Origin of the sequence: Mycobacterium neglectum (assembly GCF_002591975.1) — a bacterium.
Lineage (GTDB): Bacteria > Actinomycetota > Actinomycetes > Mycobacteriales > Mycobacteriaceae > Mycobacterium > Mycobacterium neglectum.
In genome coordinates this window covers 1-12,691 of the sequence record NZ_NVQE01000077.1, presented here as the reverse complement: position 1 = coordinate 12,691, position 12,691 = coordinate 1, and the positions used below count along the sequence as shown (strand labels likewise).

The 12,691-nt window shown below is 65.1% G+C and carries 13 protein-coding genes; 8 read left to right on the top strand and 5 right to left on the bottom strand.

Annotated elements, in window-relative coordinates:
* Positions 1 to 136: 136 nt before the first annotated feature.
* The gene (locus tag CSQ99_RS29770; RefSeq protein WP_099042575.1) at positions 137 to 391 is read right to left on the bottom strand and encodes a DUF2631 domain-containing protein; all 255 of its coding nucleotides are present in this window, start codon (positions 389 to 391) and stop codon (positions 137 to 139) included.
* Positions 392 to 480: 89 nt separating this feature from the next.
* On the opposite strand from CSQ99_RS29770, the gene CSQ99_RS29765 reads away from it, so the two are divergent.
* The gene (locus tag CSQ99_RS29765; RefSeq protein WP_099042577.1) at positions 481 to 1,314 is read left to right on the top strand and encodes a mycofactocin-coupled SDR family oxidoreductase; all 834 of its coding nucleotides are present in this window, start codon (positions 481 to 483) and stop codon (positions 1,312 to 1,314) included.
* Here CSQ99_RS29765 and CSQ99_RS29760 read toward each other — a convergent pair.
* Entirely contained in the window at positions 1,307 to 2,608 is a 1,302-nt protein-coding gene (locus CSQ99_RS29760; RefSeq protein WP_099042574.1) for a cryptochrome/photolyase family protein, read from the bottom strand. The two genes, CSQ99_RS29765 and CSQ99_RS29760, sit on opposite strands and share 8 nt — an antisense overlap.
* Before the next feature lie 39 nt (positions 2,609 to 2,647).
* Here CSQ99_RS29760 and CSQ99_RS29755 point away from each other — a divergent pair, with 39 nt between their 5' ends.
* Both CSQ99_RS29755 and CSQ99_RS29750 read left to right on the top strand, forming a co-directional pair.
* The gene (locus CSQ99_RS29755) at positions 2,648 to 3,523 is read left to right on the top strand and encodes a TIGR03619 family F420-dependent LLM class oxidoreductase (RefSeq protein WP_099042573.1); all 876 of its coding nucleotides are present in this window, start codon (positions 2,648 to 2,650) and stop codon (positions 3,521 to 3,523) included.
* Positions 3,520 to 3,930 carry an ester cyclase gene (locus CSQ99_RS29750; protein WP_099042572.1) on the top strand — a complete coding sequence of 137 codons (411 nt, stop codon included), beginning with the start codon at positions 3,520 to 3,522 and terminating at the stop codon, positions 3,928 to 3,930. The genes CSQ99_RS29755 and CSQ99_RS29750 overlap by 4 nt, the downstream gene beginning before the upstream one ends.
* 64 nt (positions 3,931 to 3,994) lie before the next feature.
* On the opposite strand, the gene CSQ99_RS29745 is transcribed toward CSQ99_RS29750, so the two are convergent.
* From CSQ99_RS29745 to CSQ99_RS29735, 3 genes are all read right to left on the bottom strand, one after another.
* Positions 3,995 to 4,573, bottom strand: coding sequence for a fasciclin domain-containing protein (locus CSQ99_RS29745; RefSeq protein WP_099042571.1), 579 nt, complete (start codon positions 4,571 to 4,573; stop codon positions 3,995 to 3,997).
* 90 nt (positions 4,574 to 4,663) lie between these two features.
* Positions 4,664 to 6,403 (bottom strand): cytochrome c biogenesis protein CcdA, encoded by a 1,740-nt coding sequence (locus tag CSQ99_RS29740; protein WP_099042570.1) that lies wholly within the window; start codon positions 6,401 to 6,403, stop codon positions 4,664 to 4,666.
* A 93-nt stretch (positions 6,404 to 6,496) separates the two neighbouring features.
* Positions 6,497 to 7,180 (bottom strand): fasciclin domain-containing protein, encoded by a 684-nt coding sequence (locus tag CSQ99_RS29735; protein ID WP_099042569.1) that lies wholly within the window; start codon positions 7,178 to 7,180, stop codon positions 6,497 to 6,499.
* 185 nt (positions 7,181 to 7,365) lie between these two features.
* On the opposite strand from CSQ99_RS29735, the gene dxr reads away from it, so the two are divergent.
* Genes dxr through CSQ99_RS29710 form a run of 5 tightly spaced genes read left to right on the top strand, consistent with a single transcriptional unit; the run spans position 7,366 to position 12,527 of the window.
* Entirely contained in the window at positions 7,366 to 8,538 is a 1,173-nt protein-coding gene (gene dxr / locus CSQ99_RS29730; RefSeq protein WP_099042576.1) for a 1-deoxy-D-xylulose-5-phosphate reductoisomerase, read from the top strand.
* A complete protein-coding gene (locus tag CSQ99_RS29725; protein WP_099042568.1) occupies positions 8,535 to 9,749 on the top strand; it encodes a M50 family metallopeptidase in 1,215 nt (404 codons plus the stop codon). Before dxr ends, CSQ99_RS29725 begins: the two co-directional genes overlap by 4 nt.
* A 7-nt stretch (positions 9,750 to 9,756) precedes the next feature.
* Positions 9,757 to 10,920, top strand: coding sequence for a flavodoxin-dependent (E)-4-hydroxy-3-methylbut-2-enyl-diphosphate synthase (ispG, locus tag CSQ99_RS29720; protein WP_099042567.1), 1,164 nt, complete (start codon positions 9,757 to 9,759; stop codon positions 10,918 to 10,920).
* A gap of 57 nt (positions 10,921 to 10,977) precedes the next feature.
* Entirely contained in the window at positions 10,978 to 11,832 is an 855-nt protein-coding gene (locus CSQ99_RS29715) for a GNAT family N-acetyltransferase (RefSeq protein WP_099042566.1), read from the top strand.
* Positions 11,833 to 11,858: 26 nt separating this feature from the next.
* A complete protein-coding gene (locus tag CSQ99_RS29710; protein ID WP_099042565.1) occupies positions 11,859 to 12,527 on the top strand; it encodes a GNAT family N-acetyltransferase in 669 nt (222 codons plus the stop codon).
* Positions 12,528 to 12,691 lie beyond the last annotated feature (164 nt).

Genomic DNA, 12,691 nt, shown 5'->3' with positions numbered 1-12,691 from the left:
CAGTCACGGGCCCGGAGAGCCCATCCCCACCACGATCCCGCCCTCGCAAGCGACAGCACGCCAATTCTCGCGCCCTGGCCCGTCCCGCCGGCCAGTCTCAGAACCGCCTTGTTCAGCGCCCTCCTAGAGCGGATGTCTAGCGGATCCAGCCGCGGCGGCGCAGCCACCAGTCGCGACCGACCAACACGAAGATCAACGCGGCGAAGCCGATGAGGAATGCGTCCTCGACGCGTCCCACGTGGTTGCCGCGCAACATGGCCAGCAGGAAGAGCGCCGAGACGATGCCACCGATGTGGATCAGCTTGTAGTTCTGCTTGGACCAGCCCCATTCGGCGGAGGGCACATCCTCGACGTCGACGCCGGTGTGTCGCTCGACCTCAGTGGTGACCACGGCTGCTCCTCATGGTGGGCGGACAACTGCCGACATTCTGGCATACGTGCCTGTCCGAGGTGATTCGCGCGCCCGTAGGGTCATGCGTCATGGCCAACCAGTTCGACGGAAAAGTCGCCTTTATCACTGGCGCGGCGCGGGGTCAGGGTCGCGCCCACGCCGTGCGGTTCGCCGAGGAAGGGGCCGACATCATCGCGGTCGATCTGTGCGATCAGATGGACAGTGTGGCCTATCCGATGGCGACACGCGAGGACCTCGACGAGACGGTCAACCTGGTGGAGAAGACCGGCCGCCGCATCGTTGCCGAGCGCGCCGACGTCCGCGATCTCGAGCAGTTGAAGGCCGTCGTGGCCAATGGAGAGGCCGAATTCGGACGGATCGACTTCGTGCTCGCCAATGCGGGGATACTGCCGGCAGCGGGGGAGCAGGGCAGCCAGATCGGCGCGTTCGTCGATGCGGTTAACGTGATGCTCAACGGTGTCTACTTCACGATCGTGGCCGCGCTGCCCGCCATGTTGGCGCACGGAGACGGCGGCGCCATCGTGATCACCAGCTCGGCCGCTGGATTCAGGCCCGTCACTGTCGACTTCGGCACGGCCAGCCACGGCGCAGCGGGATACACCGCCGCCAAACATGGCGTGATCGGTGTCATGCGACACTTCGCAATAGCGTTGGCAGAAAAGAACATTCGTGTTAACACGGTGCATCCCGGCGGTGTGGCGACGCCAATGATCTACAACGAAGCGATGGCCGAGTGGTCGATGGAACACCCGTCCTTCAGTCCGTCACAGCAGCCGCTCCTGGACAACCCGCCGGTCGAGCCGGAGGTCATCAGCGACACGATGGTCTACCTGTGCGGCGAATCGGGTCGGTACCTCACCGGGGTGGCGCTGCCGGTCGACGGTGGCCAGATAATCAAGTGATCTTGCCGTAGCGGCGCAGGGCCTCAGCTCGCTCGGTTTTGTGATCGACGATCGGGTCCGGATAGTCCTCGTCGTCGATTTCGGGCACCCACCGGCGTACGTATTCACCGTCTGGATCGAACTTCTCGCGCTGCGTCGTCGGGTTGAACACCCGGAAGTACGGCGCGGCGTCGGTGCCGCATCCTGCGGCCCACTGCCAGCCGTGCTGGTTGCTCGCCATATCGCCGTCGACGAGCTGGTCGAGGAACCAGCGCGCTCCCCACTGCCACGGCAGGTGCAGGTCCTTGACCAGGAATGACGCCACGATCATCCGTACGCGGTTGTGCATGAAGCCGGTTTCCGCCAGTTGGCGCATGCCGGCGTCGACGATCGGAAATCCGGTGCGGCCGGCCTTCCATGCATCGAAGAGCGCGCGAGAGCCCTTATCGTCCTCGTCGTCGTCGACCTCGATGTTGTCGAACGCCTTGTTCCAGTTCCACCAGGCACTGTCGGGCCATTCATGCAGCACCGCTGCGTAGAAGTCGCGGAACGCCAGCTCACGCAGGTATGCCTGCGCCCCTGTGCCCTTGCCGAGGTCGGCCGCCATGGTGCGGGGGTGGATGGCGCCGAACTTCAGATGCGCGGACATCCGGCTGGTGGCGGGCAGATCCGGTCGGTTGCGACCGTCGGCGTAGCCGGCGAGTCGCTTCTGCACGAACGACTTCCACTGACGCATGGCGGCGCCCTCGCCGGCGGGCAGCTCCAACTCGACGCCGAGGTCGGGGATCTTCACCCGGCCGGGCACGTCCTTGGGATCGATCCACTGCGCGGATTTCGGTCCGGACGACGCGGGCGAACGCCAACCATGTTCCTGCCACGCGGCATAGAACGGGGTGAAAACCTTGTAGGGCGTGCCGTCGCCCTTGGTGACACGTCCTGGCGAAACCAGGTAGGGCGAGCCGCCGGCTTCAAGGGCCACGTCACCCAGCGCGTCGCGAACCGCGCCATCGCGCCGCAGGCCGAACGGCGAGTAATCGGCGGACACATGCACCGACGAGGCGCCGATCGCCTTCGCCAATGCCGGAATTCGCTTCTCCGGACGACCGCGGCTCACGTGCAGGCGACCGTCAAGGCTCTCGTGTACATCGCGCAGGGCATCGTAGAGATATTGCAGCCGGCGCTGCCCGGAGGATGCCGTCAGCCGTGGGTCCAAGACGTAGCAGGCGAGCACCTCGCCGTCGGCGGCCGCCGCGTCAAGCAGAGCGGGCAGATCATGCAGTCGCAGATCGCGCCTGAACCACAACAGTGTCGGCATGCCATTGATGCTGCCCGAATTTCCCTGTAGAGAAACAGGATGCAGTTCTGGTCTGGCACCGCGTTCATGAAAACGTCAGAAATTGTGCCCCTGGCGCGGATGCTCGACGAGGCGGGCTTCGACGGGATGGTGTGCTCCGACCACATGATCTATCCGCGTGAGCTCTCGTCGCCCTACCCGGACTCATCCAGCGGCAAACCGGGCTGGGCACCCGAGACGGCGTGGCCGGACTGCTGGGTGCAGATCGGTGCAATGGCCGCGGTGACAAGTCGGCTGCGCTTCTCCAACGCCGTCTATATCGCGCCCGCACGGCCGCTGCTGGAGGTGGCCAAATTGGTCGCATCGGCTGCTGTGCTGTCCGAGGGGAGGGTGACGCTATCGGTCGGCGTCGGATGGATGCGCGAGGAGTACGAGCTGATGGGCCAGGACTTCGCCACGCGCGGCAAGCGACTCAACGAGATGATTCCGGCCCTGCGCGCGCTGTGGGGTGGCGGCTGGGTGTCGTGGAGCGGGGAGTACTACCAGGTGCCCGAGATGATGATCGAACCTCATCCAGCCGCGCCGGTGCCCATCCATTGCGGCGGCGAGTCCGAGGCGGCGTTGCGACGTGCGGCCCTACTGTGTGACGGCTGGGTCGGTTTTGCGTACGGCTGGGACGAGGCGGCCTCGTACGTGCGGAGGCTCAAGGAGCTTCGGCGCGAATACGGAAGGGACAGTGAGCCGTTCGACATCATGCTGGCACTGCTGGAACCCCCGACACCTGACCTCTACAAGCGGGCGGAGGACATTGGTATCACTGCGGTGATGTGCGCTCCGTGGATGGGGGCAGAACTGCCCGCCGGCGGCGTCGAGCGCCTGCGGGAACCGATCGAACGGTTCGCCGAGAACATCATTGGAAAGGTTCGGCCAGTATGACTTTCGAAGCCGACGAGGTCCGCGGTCTGGTGAAGTGCCTGTACGGCGCGATCGACCGACAGGACTGGTCGACGCTCGAGGCGGTGGTGTCACAGCGGGTGGTCGTCGAGGTGGGCGGAGGTGCTCCGGTCGGATGGGATGAGTGGCTGGGCCGCCTGCAGGAGTTCTTCCGCGCGTTTCCCGACGGCCGCCATGAACTCGACGAGGTTCTGGTCGACGGTTCACATGGTGTGTCCCGCTGCCGGTTCGTCGGCACGCATACCGGCGAGTTCCGGGGCATTGCGCCGACGGGTGCCGGGGTATCGATATCCGGGATCCATATCGACCGCTTCCAGGGCGACATGTTGGTCACCCATCGCGGTCAGCTCGACATGTATCGGCTGTACCAGCAGCTGAAGGGCGAGTAGCACGCGGAAGGCAACCCGTGCGGGGGGTGCACGGGCTGCCTTCCTGTTCAGGTTGTGCCGCAGGCTAATTCATCGGCGGCATCAGGACGGTGTCGATCATGTAGACGGTGGCATTGGCGGTCTGCACCCCTCCGCAGACCACGGATGCGTCGTTGACCCGTAGGTCGTTGCCCATACCTGTGACCGTCACGTCAGCGCCCTGCACCGTCGGGTGTGTGCCGACCACCTGCGCCGGGCCGGCCTGACCGGGCACCACGTGATAGGTCAGGATGCTGGTCAATAAGGGAGCATCGGTCTTCAGCTTTTCGATGGTCGCCGGGTCGATCTTGGCGAATGCGTCATCGGTGGGGGCAAACACCGTGAACTGACCGCCGTTGAGCGTGTCGACGAGGTTCACCTGCGGATTCAATTGTCCAGAAATCGCTTTGGTCAGCGTGGTCAGCATCGGATTGTTGGATGCGGCCACGGCCACGGGATCCATCGCCATGCCCTGCACCGAACCAGGTCCGGTCGGCACTTGCTGTGCGTAGGCCGAACAGCCCGTCCCCACCATCTCGGCCTGGGCACTCGTTGCGGTACCGAGGGACAATCCGACCGCGGCAACTGCTGCGAAGCCGACCCCCAAAGTCTTCTTTGCGTACATGAATTCGCTTCCTTTCGTTGGGGACGGCTTGCGCCGCCTCGATTTCCACTCGATCAGGGATTCGGAGCCATCCGTGATGCGGATGGGTCCTCAGCCATAGGTAAACGAAAAGACTTGCAATCCGGAAGGTACGGTGACTTCAAGCTGTCCCCGGGCGATGTCGGTATCGTCGACGACCTGGTGGAGTGTCGGCGGGCCGCTGATGGGCACGGTCGTGTTCATCCCGTTGCGGGATACCGTCAATGTGCCTTCGCCGCCGGCCACGATGTACACGTCCTTGGCGTGATAGTTCAGTGCGATGCCGGAGTTCGCTCCCCGCGATGTCGCACCCTGATAGTCGAGCGCCCAGTCACCTTGCAAGGCAAAGCTGTCCGCTGGAAGCGCTTGCGGATAACTGAATTCGAAGGACCCCTCGTCGTAGGTGCCGACGCCTGCGTAGTTCACTACCTTGCCTACGCTCAGATACGTCTCCGGTGTTGTTTCGGTTTGCGGTGTCGTGTCATCGGCGTCGACAGCAGGTGGCAATTGCGCCGTAGGGTCGGCATCCGAGATCAACTGGCGGATCAGTCGCTCAGTGGTGTCGTAGTCGCCCTCTCCGAACTTGATGTGACGCACGGTGCCTGATGCGTCGACGAGGTACTTGGCCGGCCAGTACCGATTGCGGTAGTTCGTCCACGTCGAGTACCCGTTGTCCAGAGCTACCGGATAGGTGATGCCCAGGTCGCGGGCACCGGAAGCCACATTGCCCTCGACACGTTCGAAGGCGTACTCCGGCGTGTGGACACCGATCACCTCGAACCCGAGGCTGCGATAGGTGTCATACCAGTCGACGATGTGGGGCGCGGCGCGCTGGCAGTTGATGCACGAGTACGCCCAGAAATCGATGAGCACCACCTTGCCGCGCAACGATTTGAGGTCCACGGTCGCGCCGTTCGGTGTGTTCAACCACGCGGCGATGTTCTTGATATCTGGTGCCGTACCACAGCTTTCCAGCTCGGGAGCGCCGTCGGTGCAGTTGTCGAGTTGCCTGTTCTGGTCGTTGACCAGGCCGGCAAGGTTGAGCTTTTCGCGGATCTGCTCGTCGCCACCCACGCGTTCCTGCAGCGTGCTCGTGTAGTCGGGTATCGCACGCTGCAGTGCGGCAGGCAGGTTGAATGCCAACGCCACCGCCAGCAGGATCGTCACCACGCCTGTGGTGACCCGGATTTCGCGCTGGCGGCGCCGGAACGCCGCGACTCGCTCGGCGACGCGGCGGCCCGCGAGGGCGAAGAACAGCAAAGGCAACGCCGCGCCGGTGGCGAACGCCAGCGTCAGCACGATGGTAGGAAGCCCAATGCTCCCGGTTGCCCCCGCGATGACGATGGCCGCCAGCACCGGTCCCGCACACGGCACGTAAAGCATGCCCAGCGCAAGCCCGAGTCCGAAACCGCCACTGCCTGAGCCGAACTGCTTCTGCGGAAGCTTGGAGAACGGCTTCTCCAGGATCGCTTCGAATTTGGGGAAGATCAACCCGACGCCGATCATCACCAATGCGATCAGCGCGAACCAGCGGATGGCATCCTGTGGCAGGTGCAGCAGTGACAGCAGGGCCGAACCCGCCAGGGTGACAACGCTGAAACTCACTACCAGGCCGCCGATCACGCGGTACGGCCGCAACCTGTCCGACAGCGTCGGCGTGGCCTCGACTGCGACGCCGCCTGCCGGGCCGGCTGCGTCGGCGCGGGTGCCCTGCGTACCCGAGAAGAAGATCACCGGCAGGACAGGCAGAATGCACGGCGAGATGCCGGTGATCAATCCACCGAGGAATCCGATCAGTGCAAGGGTCGTCATGGATGTTCCTTTAGATGGGCGAGCAGACGTGAAAACCCCCGAAATACGGCATTTTTAGGGGTTTTCACGTCTGCTCACGGGAACAGTCGTGGCCTAGCTGGCCGGTGGCATCAGGACCGTGTCGATCATGTAGACCGTCGCGTTGGCGGTTTGGACGCCGCCGCACACCAGACCGGCGTCGTTGACCTTGAGGTCGGGGCCGGCACCGGTCACTGTCAACGATTGGCCTTCGAGTGTCTCGTGGTCTCCGGCGACCGAAGTGGGAGCGGCCTGGCCCTCGACGACGTGGTAGGTCAGGATGCTCGTCAGCAGATCAGAATCGGTCTTGAGCGTCTCGAGCGTCGCGGCGTCGATCTTGGCGAAGGCGTCATCGGTCGGCGCGAACACCGTCAACCCCGGATTGCTGTTGAGTGTCTCGACCAGGTTCACATCCGGATTGAGCTGACCCGACAGCGCCTGGGTCAGCGTCTTGAGCATCGGGTTGTTGGACGCCGCCACCGCGACAGGATCGGCGGCCATGCCCGTCACCGAACCCGGTCCCTCGGGCACCTGCTCGGCGTATGCGGCGCATCCCGTTCCCACGAGGTTCGCGGCGGGGTCGGCCATTGCCGTCGTGGTGGGTGCGGCTGCCGATGTCGTCGTTTCCGCGGCGGCCGATGTGGTCGACGCTGCCTCAGAGGATTCGGATGAACTGTCGGCCGAACACGAGACTGCACCGAAGATCGCGAGTGCGCTCAGGCCAGCAGCGGCAACTGACTTGCGGTGAACTGTTCTCATTGGTTTCCCATCCCTTGTCTATGGCGGGTGCCGCCATCCTGCGGTTGACGAAGGGGATTCGATGTGATGCGGCGCACGGATGGCTGACCGCACGCTCGGTCACATTTGCGTCACATTTCTCGCCGCCGGCGGGGAGCGCCCCGGCGGATGGGGGTGTCAGCCGCGCGGAGCGTCACAATGGTCGGGTGAGCAACCGCGTGCGCGTCCTGATCCTTGGGAGCACCGGGTCTATCGGCACCCAGGCGCTGGAGGTGATCGCGGCCAACCCGGACCGCTTCGAGGTCGTGGGTCTGGCAGCGGGTGGTGGCAACCCGGGTCTACTCGCCCAGCAGATGGCCCAGACCGGGGTGACGAACGTCGCGGTCGCCGACGCTCACGCGGCTGCGCAGGTCGGTGACGTCACCTACTCAGGGGCCGGCGCCGTGACCCATCTGGTGGAGAACACCGAGACAGACGTCGTGCTGAACGCGCTCGTCGGCGCGCTTGGCCTCAAGCCCACGCTCGCGGCATTGACCGGCGGCTCCCGGCTCGCGCTCGCGAACAAGGAGTCGCTGGTAGCCGGCGGGCCGTTGGTGCTCAAGGCCGCCGCACCAGGCCAGATCGTCCCCGTCGACTCCGAGCACTCCGCGATGGCGCAGTGCCTGCGCGGCGGCACTCCAGACGAAGTCGCCAAGATCGTCCTCACCGCGTCGGGCGGCCCGTTCCTGGGCTGGTCGGCCACCGACCTCGACTCCGTCACCCCTGAGCAGGCGGGAAAGCACCCGACCTGGTCGATGGGCCCGATGAACACACTCAACTCGGCCACGCTCGTCAACAAGGGCCTCGAACTCATCGAGACACATCTGCTGTTCGGCATCGACTACGACCGCATCGAGGTGGTGGTCCATCCGCAGTCGATTGTTCATTCGATGGTCACGTTCACCGACGGTTCGACCCTGGCGCAGGCCAGCCCGCCCGATATGAAGCTGCCGATTGCGCTGGCGTTGGGTTGGCCGGACCGCGTGCCCGCCGCAGCGCAGCCATGCGACTTCCGTACGGCTGCGACCTGGGAGTTCATGCCGCTGGATGCGGAGGTGTTCGGAGCCGTCGACCTGGCCAGGCAGGCGGGCCAGGGCGGCGGTTGCCTGACGGCGGTTTACAACGCGGCGAACGAGGAAGCGGCGGCCGCCTTCCTCGACGGGCAGATCCCATTTCCGGCTATTGTGCGAACAATCGCCGAGGTCCTGCGCGCTGCCGACCAGTGGGTTGCCGAACCCGCTACCGTGGATGACGTACTCGATGCTCAGCGCTGGGCCCGCGACCGGGCAAAGCGAGAAGTCGAGCGGGAGATTTCAAGAAAAGGACTACTCACCAAATGATGTTCGTGCTCGGCATCATCGCGTTCGCGTTGTGCATCCTTTTGTCGGTTGCACTGCACGAATGCGGCCACATGTGGGTGGCGCGCGCCACCGGGATGAAGGTGCGGCGCTACTTCGTCGGTTTCGGTCCGACGCTGTGGTCGACGCGGCGGCCCAACAAGCTGGGCGAGACCGAGTACGGCGTCAAAGCCATCCCGTTGGGGGGCTTCTGCGACATCGCCGGCATGACCTCGATCGACGAAATCGCGCCCGAGGACAAGCCCTACGCGATGTACCGGCAGAAGACGTGGAAGCGCACTGCCGTGCTGGCCGCGGGGCCCGCCATGAACTTCGTCGTCGGCCTGGTGCTGATCTACGGCATCGCCGTGATCTGGGGGCTGCCCAACCTGCACCCGCCCACCCAGGCGCTCGTCGGTGAAACAGGTTGTGTCGCAGCGCAAATCAGCAAGGACCAGGTGGCCGACTGCACCGGTCCCGGTCCGGCTGCCGAGGCCGGTATCCGTGCGGGTGATGTGATCGTCAAGGTCGGCGACACGTCCGTGGCCACCTTCGACGAAGCCAGGACTGCACTTCAGGGTGCCTCCGGCCCGACCACCATCGTCTACGAGCGCGACGGCCGACCGGCCAGCACGGTCGTCGACGTCACCAGAACGCAGCGGTTCACCGGCGAGGGCGACGAGGCGACCAACGTCGGCGCCATCGGTATCGCCGCCGCACAATTCGGGCCGACGCAGTACAACCCGTTGTCGGCGGTGCCGGGGACGTTCGCGTTCACCGGGGACCTGGCCGTTGAACTGGGCAAGTCACTGGCCAAGATCCCGACCAAGATCGGCGCGCTGGTGCATTCGATCGGCGGTGGTGAACGTGATCCGGAAACGCCGATCAGCGTGGTCGGCGCCAGCATCATCGGTGGCGACACCGTCGATGCCGGGCTCTGGGTGGCGTTCTGGTTCTTCCTCGCCCAGCTGAACTTCGTACTCGGTGCGATCAACCTGGTTCCGCTGCTGCCCTTCGACGGCGGACACATCGCGGTGGCGTGGTACGAGAAGGTTCGCAATATGATTCGGTCGGCGCGCGGCAAGGTAGCCGCGGCACCCGTCAACTACCTCAAGCTGATGCCTGCCACCTACGCAATCTTGTTTGTCGTGGTGGGCTACATGCTCCTGACCGTTACCGCTGACCTGGTCAACCCGATCAGGTTGTTCCAGTAGGAGAAGCATGACCTCGATTGGTCTGGGGATTCCGGCGCCACCGGCGCCGACCCTGGCACCACGCCGCAAGACGCGCCAGGTGATGGTGCGCGACGTCGGCGTGGGCAGTGACTATCCGATCGCTGTGCAGTCGATGTGCACTACGAAGACGCACGACATCAACTCGACCCTGCAGCAGATCGCCGAGCTCACGGCATCGGGATGCGACATCGTGCGCGTCGCCTGCCCGCGTCAGGAAGATGCTGACGCGTTGCCCGCGATCGCGAAGAAGTCGCAGATCCCCGTCATCGCCGATATCCACTTCCAGCCCAAGTACATCTTCGCCGCGATCGACGCGGGCTGCGCGGCCGTGCGTGTGAACCCCGGCAACATCAAGGAATTCGACGGCCGGGTCAAGGAAGTCGCCAAAGCCGCCGGGGCGGCGGGCATTCCGATCCGCATCGGCGTCAACGCCGGCTCGTTGGACAAGCGTTTCATGGACAAGTACGGCAAGGCGACGCCGGAGGCACTGGTCGAGTCCGCGCTGTGGGAAGCCTCGCTGTTCGAGGACCACGGCTTCGGCGATATCAAGATCAGCGTCAAGCACAACGACCCCGTCGTGATGGTCGCCGCCTACGAACTGCTGGCCGCCAAGAGCGACTACCCGTTGCACCTCGGCGTCACCGAGGCCGGGCCGGCCTTCCAGGGCACGATCAAATCCGCCGTCGCGTTCGGCGCGCTGCTGTCCAAGGGCATCGGCGACACCATCCGCGTCTCGCTGTCCGCGCCGCCCGCCGAAGAGGTCAAGGTCGGCAACCAGATTCTCGAATCACTGAATTTGCGCCCCCGTGGCCTGGAGATCGTCTCGTGTCCGTCGTGCGGCCGCGCGCAGGTCGACGTCTACACCCTGGCCAACGAGGTGACCGCCGGACTGGAGGGCATGGACGTTCCGCTGCGTGTCGCGGTCATGGGTTGCGTCGTCAACGGACCCGGTGAGGCCCGCGAGGCTGATCTCGGCGTCGCATCCGGAAACGGCAAGGGGCAAATCTTCGTCAAGGGTGAGGTGATCAAGACGGTGCCTGAGGCGCAGATCGTCGAGACCCTGATCGAGGAAGCGCTGCGACTCGCCGAAGAAATGGGCGCATCGCCCGAATCAGACGCAAGCGGTTCGCCGATTGTGACCGTAAGCTGAGCATGGCCCTGTGAGCGGGGTCACTGCACCGCACGGGATCGGTTAGAAAGAGTCTCCATGTCGGCTCCGCCGCTATTTCGCCGCGTCGATGAGCGACGGGTTGCTGTCGTACGCGAAGCCGGTGATGTCTACCGCGTTCTCGACGAGGATCCGGTCGGCAGCTGCATGGTGGCGTCGCGGGTCGTCGAACACGGAATCGAGCCCGCGGCGATAGGCGGCGAGCTCTGGACCCGTCGGCGACCGACCGAATCGCTCTGTTACGCCGGGGCGAATCTGATCCCGCTGCGCGGCGGCACCGACGACATGTATGCATTCGCCGACAAGGCCATGAGCGCAGCCCGGCGTTGCTCGTCCTTGGTCGGCCGCGCCGAGATGGTGCTTCCCATGTGGCAGCGACTCGAGCGCGCCTGGGGTCCGGCGCGCGACGTGCGCGAGCAGCAGCCGCTGATGGCCTTGAGTACGCCGCCCGTCTGCGCAATCGACCCCGCCGTGCGCCAGGTCCGCGCCGATGAACTCGATGCGTACCTGGTCGCGGCGATCGACATGTTCATCGGCGAGGTCGGCATCGACCCCCGGATCGGTGACGGCGGCCGCGGCTACCGGCGCCGGGTAGCTGGATTGATCGCCGCGGGCCGCGCGTGGGCCCGCTTCGAACGCGGCCAGGTGATCTTCAAGGCCGAGGTGGGATCCCAATCGCCGGCCGTTGGCCAGATCCAGGGTGTATGGGTGCATCCCGACTGGCGGGGCCAAGGGATCGGCACCGCGGGCACGGCGACCCTGACATCGGCGGTGGTGCGCAGCGGACGCACCGCGAGCTTGTACGTCAACAGCTTCAACACCGTCGCCCGCGCTACCTACGACCGAATCGGCTTCACTCAGGTCGGCACGTTCGCAACCGTACTGCTCGACTGATTCTTGAGTACATCTACGCTCGGAGCATGACTGAGGACGATCCCAGAGTTGCGCGCCGCGAGATCGCCGACGCGCTCGTGCGCGCGCTCGAGCGGCGCCACGAGCTTCTCGACGTCGTCGTGGGAGCCGAAGACTACGACGCCGCGATCGATTCGATTGCAAGCCATCTCGGCACGTCGACGGCCGCCGCCGAAGCTGTCCTGCGGTTGTCGTTCGATCGGCTCACCAAGGTTTCGCGCCGCAGGATCGCCGCCGAACTCGAGGACCTCAACAATCAGCTGAGTTTCATGACGGGCGAGCCCGCGAGTTCGGCCGACAGCATGGTGGTGCGCCCCTTCGCGGCCGACGCCGATCGCGACATCTTCGCCGCGCGCACCGCCGACGTGCAGGAGGCGGGTGACGGATCGCGTGCGCCTGCCGGCGACCTCGAGGAAGAGATCCGGACCGGCCTGCAGCGCGTCGACGCCGAAGACGCCGCGTGGTTGGTCGCGATTCACGGTTCGAAGAAGATCGGCATGATCTTCGGCGATCTGGTCGCCGGTGAGGTCAACGTCCGGATTTGGATCCATCCCGACCACCGCAAGCGGGGCTACGGCACCGCCGTGCTTCGCAAGTCGCGCTCGGAGATGGCCGCCTACTTCCCGGCGGTGCCGTTGGTGGTGCGCGCCCCGGCAGCGGGGTCAGCGGGGTTCTAGCCCGCGTCGAAAACCACGAAATGCAGGTTTCCTCTCGGGCGGATTCAAGGTTTGATCGCAACAGTGGTTGTTTTCGGATCCGAGAGTATCCGGTCAAGGACTTGGGCGGGGCTGTCGAAGTCGTAGCGTTTCCGGGGCCGGTTGTTGAGTTCGGCGGCGACTTC